The sequence below is a fragment of the Mesorhizobium sp. M1423 genome, from assembly GCF_040317575.1.
Lineage (GTDB): Bacteria > Pseudomonadota > Alphaproteobacteria > Rhizobiales > Rhizobiaceae > Mesorhizobium.
Genome location: NZ_JAMYKU010000013.1, coordinates 182,501 through 187,795, shown reverse-complemented (window position 1 = coordinate 187,795; position 5,295 = coordinate 182,501). Strand labels below are relative to the sequence as shown.

Sequence of the window (5,295 nt, the reverse complement as noted above, 5' to 3'; positions counted from 1 at the left end):
GTCCTGCCGGACATGTCCGGCAGGACAGAGGGGGGTGCGACGGGACGTCAGCCTGCAAGTCTTCGCGACCATGCTTCAATCGGCGGCCGTGACATCGGCTTCATCTTCCAGGATCCATCGGCGAGCCTTGACCCGGTGATGCCAATTGGCAAGCAGATCGCCGAGGTCGCCTACACCCACCTCGGCCTCAATTGGCCGCAAGCCTACGCGAAGGCCCAAAACTTGCTTGAACGGGTCCGTCTGCCCGACCCCAATGCGGCTATGCATGCCTTTCCACACCAGCTTTCCGGCGGCCAGAAGCAGCGCGTCGCCATCGCCGCGGCAATCGCGTCCGGCCCGAAACTGCTGATCGCCGATGAGGCGACCAGCGCGCTGGACACCATCGTGCAGGCCGAGATCGTCGCGCTAATTCGGCAATTGGTGGCCGAGGACGGCATGACGCTGTTGTTCGTCAGCCACGACATCGCGCTGGCCGCTGAGCTGGCGGGGCGCATCGCCGTGTTCCGGAATGGCGAATTGATCGAACTCGGTGCGACGGCGCAGGTCGTCAGTGCGCCGCGGCACACTTACACTCGGGCGCTGCTTGACGCTCATCTCGGCCTCGACGCCGAGCCGCTGTTGCAGCGAACATGACCAGTCCTCTGCTCGCCGTTTCCGGCCTGACCAAACGATACCCTCGCGGCGGCAAGATCATTGCCGCGGCAGATAACGTTTCCTTCCACATCGAAGCTGGCGAGACGCTGGCGCTGGCCGGACCTTCAGGCAGCGGCAAGTCGACGATAGCCCGGCTGATGCTGCGGCTCATCGAACCCGACGCAGGCCATATCGAATTTGAAGGCAGCGACTTCCTGTCAATGAACGGCGCTGCCTTGCGCCACCGGCGCGCTCGTCTGCAGATGGTGTTTCAGGATCCGCTCGCCGCCTTGAACCCGCGCGCCACGGTGGCGCGTGTGCTCGACGACCCCTTGCGCATCCATCACATTGCCTCTCGTGCCGAGCGCCCGCGCCGTATTGCCACCCTGCTGGAGCGCGTCGGCCTCAGCCCCGGTCTCGCCGGCCGCGCCATTCACGAAATCTCCGGCGGCCAACGCCAACGAGTCGCCATCGCCCGCGCCATCGCCACAAAACCGTCGCTGGTCGTGCTCGACGAGGCCGTGTCGGCGCTCGACGTTTCGGTGCGCGCGCAGATCCTGCGGCTGCTGCTTGACCTTCAGCGCGAAGAGCGCATCGCCTATCTATTCATTTCGCACGATCTCGGTGTCGTCCGTGCCATCGCTCACCGGGTCATTATTCTGGATGCCGGGCGCATTGCCGAGAGCGGCGATGCCCGTACCGTCATCGACGCGCCGCAATCCGCGATCGGCAAGGCGCTGGTGGCGGCAGCGCCAAGACTGTCAAGGATCGAACAGGACGCATCATGACCGACGTCGAAGCCCGAGCCGAAAAACTGTCGCGCGAACTCGATTCCGCCTTCCGTAACCGCGCCGATCTCTATCGTCTGTTGCTCGACGAGCTAACCGCGGAAGTTGGCGCGGAAAAGGCTGAGGCTATCATGATCCGCACCATCGAACGGCGCGGCAAGGAGGTTGCGGCGTCGGCCTTCGCCGATTTCGGCCCGAACGACGCAACGGCGATCGGCGAGGCGTTCCTCGCCGTCAGCCCGGATGGCGGCCGCATGTATCCGACCGACGTCGAACGCGGCCAAGGCCGCATCGCCTTCAAGGTCAAGCGCTGTCCGCTGAAGGACGCTTGGGTCGAAGCTGGCGTTGGCGACAAGAAGCTCGCCACGCTCTGCCGCATCGCCGGCGCCTTCGACCGCGGCCTGTTCGAGGCCACCGGAGTGCGCTTCGACAACGTCACCTGGACGCCGGGCCACGGTTCCGGCTGCTGCCACATCGCCTTGACCAACCGGGATGCCGGCTAGAGCTGCAGTTCGAGCCATGTCGGCGAAGACGTAAAGCTCCGTCCCGTTGGGCAGCACAGAGCCAACAAAAACCCCCGGCGCCGCAAGGCAACCGGGGGGTTTTGATGTTTGCATTGCGAGGAATTTGGTGCGGACAGGATCTGCCTCGGTGTCCCGCTGTGTCGGCTTCGTTGGTAAGTGTCCGGCCGGAGGCGTCTTTGTGGGTTCATGGCTGTGGCCTCAAACCGTAGGTTCGAGCCACGGCCCAATCAAATCAATCCGAGATTTGTCGGATTGCGGCGTTCTTGTTCGTCTTCTGTAGTGGAATTCCTGGAGGTGAATTATGAGCGAATTGCCGGTAGTCAAAACGCGACGCAAAGGCAAAAACCTTATGCAGAGCATGCTGATCCCAACGGAGAACATGGTCGCAGACGAGCTCCGGGCTGCGCGACCTGGCCACTTGTCGGACCTTGCAGAGTTACGACGTAAGCTCGCGGCAAAATACGGGGCAGACGCCTGCTGCCCAGTGACTGTGCGGCGGCGCTTGGTGCATATCAGTCAAGACGGCAGCGCGCCCTTTTGGCGCGTCGTAAATCCCGATCGGCCATTCGCCCGACGTATGAGAGGTGGATCGGAACACATACGCGAAAAATTGGCTGCGGAACGCTGAGTATCCTGTCGCTGCACTTCAGAGCAAACGAAAACGGCCCGCACAAGGCGGGCCGTTTTCGTACTTTGGTTGCGGGGACAGGATTTGAACCTGTGACCTTCAGGTTATGAGCCTGACGAGCTACCGGGCTGCTCCACCCCGCGTCAACTTCACGGCGACCGCCGGCCGGGCAGCCCGGGCTTTTTTGTTTGTCCGTCCTCAAGGCCTTCGGCCTTTGTGGGCGGATGGGGCGCTGCTCCACCCCGCGTCAACCCTAGAAGTAAGCCTTGGCTCACTGAATTCAAGCTTCCGCCAAATGAAAGGGCCGCTTGCGCGGCCCGGAGCCCCGTTGGCGGGCCTGTTCGTAAGGAGAAGATTAAACAACGTGCGCTTGGCAGACCTGGCAGCGACCTACTCTCCCGCGTCTTGAGACGAAGTACCATCAGCGCTGGAGCGTTTCACGGCCGAGTTCGGAATGGGATCGGGTGCAGCCGCTCCGCCATAACCACCAGGTCGGCAAAACGCACGTTGCTCGAGAAGCTGTTTTCTGTGCCATCCATGTCGGCGCAATCCAAGGATTGTCGCCAGAAATGGGCATTAGGAATGAGAACGATCAAGCCGATCGAACTATTAGTACCGGTAAGCTTCAAGCGTTGCCGCTCTTCCACACCCGGCCTATCAACGTGGTCGTCTTCCACGGTTCTCAGGGAATACTCGTTTTAAGGTGGGTTTCCCGCTTAGATGCCTTCAGCGGTTATCCCGTCCGGATATAGCTACCCTGCTATGCGGCTGGCGCCACAACAGGTCCACCAGAGATCCGTCCATCCCGGTCCTCTCGTACTAGGGACAGATCCTTTCAATATTCCTACACCCACGGCAGATAGGGACCGAACTGTCTCACGACGTTCTGAACCCAACTCACGTACCGCTTTAAATGGCGAACAGCCATACCCTTGGGACCTGCTCCAGCCCCAGGATGCGATGAGTCGACATCGAGGTGCCAAACAACCCCGTCGATATGGACTCTTGGGGGTCATCAGCCTGTTATCCCCGGCGTACCTTTTATCCGTTGAGCGATGGCCCTTCCACGCGGGACCACCGGATCACTATGACCGACTTTCGTCTCTGCTCGACTTGTCAGTCTCGCAGTCAGGCAGGCTTATGCCATTGCACTCAGCGAACGATTTCCGACCGTTCTGAGCCCACCATCGCGCGCCTCCGTTACTCTTTAGGAGGCGACCGCCCCAGTCAAACTACCCACCATACATTGTCCCGGACCCGGATAACGGGCCGCGGTTAGACATCCATAGTGATAAGGGTGGTATTTCAAGGATGGCTCCACCTGAGCTGGCGCCCAGGTTTCAAAGCCTACCACCTATCCTACACATGCCACTACGAATGCCAATGTAAAGCTATAGTAAAGGTGCACGGGGTCTTTCCGTCTAACCGCAGGAACCCCGCATCTTCACGGGGAATTCAATTTCACTGAGTCTATGCTGGAGACAGCGGGGAAGTCGTTACGCCATTCGTGCAGGTCGGAACTTACCCGACAAGGAATTTCGCTACCTTAGGACCGTTATAGTTACGGCCGCCGTTTACTGGGGCTTCGATTCAGAGCTTGCACCCCTCCTCTTAACCTTCCAGCACCGGGCAGGCGTCAGACCCTATACGTCGTCTTGCGACTTCGCAGAGCCCTGTGTTTTTGATAAACAGTCGCTACCCCCTGGTCTGTGCCACCCTCCCATGCTTGCGCATGAAAGGGTCACGCTTCTTCCGAAGTTACGCGTGCAATTTGCCGAGTTCCTTCAGCATAGTTCTCTCAAGCGCCTTGGTATACTCTACCAGTCCACCAGTGTCGGTTTCGGGTACGGTCTATAAGGAGGAGCTATTTCCTGGAACCACGCAGCAGCCCTTTCAATCCGATAAGATTGGACTACCTCAATGATCCGTCACTTCCTCCAGGCCCACGAATATTAACGTGGTTCCCATCGTCTACGCATTTCTGCCTCGACTTAGGGGCCGGCTAACCCTGCTCAGATTAGCTTTAAGCAGGAACCCTTGGACTTTCGGCGGGGGAGTCTCTCACTCCCCTTACGTTACTCATGTCAGCATTCGCACTTCTGATACCTCCACCATCCCTCACGGGTATGGCTTCATCAGCTTACAGAACGCTCCGCTACCGCTTGCATTGCTGCAAACCCTAAGCTTCGGTGTATGGCTTTAGCCCCGTTACATTTTCGGCGCAAAGACCCTTATTTAGACCAGTGAGCTGTTACGCTTTCTTTAAATGATGGCTGCTTCTAAGCCAACATCCTGGTTGTTTTGGGATCCTCACATCCTTTCCCACTTAGCCATAACTTGGGGACCTTAGCTGTAGGTCAGGGTTGTTTCCCTTTTCACGACGGACGTTAGCACCCGCCGTGTGTCTGCCGACTATTACTCCCAGGTATTCGGAGTTTGGTTAGGTTTGGTAATCCGGTGAGGACCCCTAGCCCATCCAGTGCTCTACCCCCTGGGGTATTCGGTCGACGCTCTACCTAAATAGATTTCGCGGAGAACCAGCTATTTCCGAGTTTGATTGGCCTTTCACCCCTAGCCACAAGTCATCCCGAACTATTGCAACAGTTATGGGTTCGGTCCTCCAGTAAGTGTTACCTTACCTTCAACCTGCTCATGGCTAGATCACTCGGTTTCGGGTCTAATGCGACGAACTGAACGCCCTGTTCAGACTCGCTTTCGCTGC

4 protein-coding genes, 1 tRNA gene and 2 rRNA genes (1 of these 7 running past the window's edge) are annotated in these 5,295 nt (G+C 58.9%); 4 read left to right on the top strand and 3 right to left on the bottom strand.

Features of this window, described 5'->3' with window-relative positions:
* From NKG95_RS18280 to NKG95_RS18265, 4 genes are all read left to right on the top strand, one after another.
* Nucleotides 1-633 (top strand): ATP-binding cassette domain-containing protein (locus NKG95_RS18280; protein ID WP_353041776.1); only part of this gene is annotated, 633 nt, incomplete at its 5' end.
* Nucleotides 630-1,421, top strand: a complete 792-nt coding sequence (locus NKG95_RS18275; RefSeq protein WP_353041774.1) for an ATP-binding cassette domain-containing protein — start codon at nt 630-632, stop codon at nt 1,419-1,421. The genes NKG95_RS18280 and NKG95_RS18275, both read left to right, overlap by 4 nt.
* Nucleotides 1,418-1,924 (top strand): L-2-amino-thiazoline-4-carboxylic acid hydrolase, encoded by a 507-nt coding sequence (locus tag NKG95_RS18270; protein WP_352849367.1) that lies wholly within the window; start codon nt 1,418-1,420, stop codon nt 1,922-1,924. The genes NKG95_RS18275 and NKG95_RS18270 overlap by 4 nt, the downstream gene beginning before the upstream one ends.
* A 322-nt stretch (nt 1,925-2,246) precedes the next feature.
* Nucleotides 2,247-2,573: a hypothetical protein gene (locus NKG95_RS18265; protein WP_353041772.1), complete on the top strand. Its 327-nt coding sequence runs from the start codon at nt 2,247-2,249 to the stop codon at nt 2,571-2,573.
* 66 nt (nt 2,574-2,639) lie between these two features.
* Here NKG95_RS18265 and NKG95_RS18260 read toward each other — a convergent pair.
* The 3 genes from NKG95_RS18260 to NKG95_RS18250 all read right to left on the bottom strand — a co-directional run.
* Nucleotides 2,640-2,716 (bottom strand) — tRNA-Met (locus NKG95_RS18260).
* A 234-nt stretch (nt 2,717-2,950) separates the two neighbouring features.
* A 5S ribosomal RNA gene (gene rrf, locus NKG95_RS18255) occupies nt 2,951-3,065 on the bottom strand.
* Nucleotides 3,066-3,161: 96 nt separating this feature from the next.
* Nucleotides 3,162-5,295: ribosomal RNA gene (locus NKG95_RS18250) — 23S ribosomal RNA — on the bottom strand (it continues 673 nt past the right edge of the window).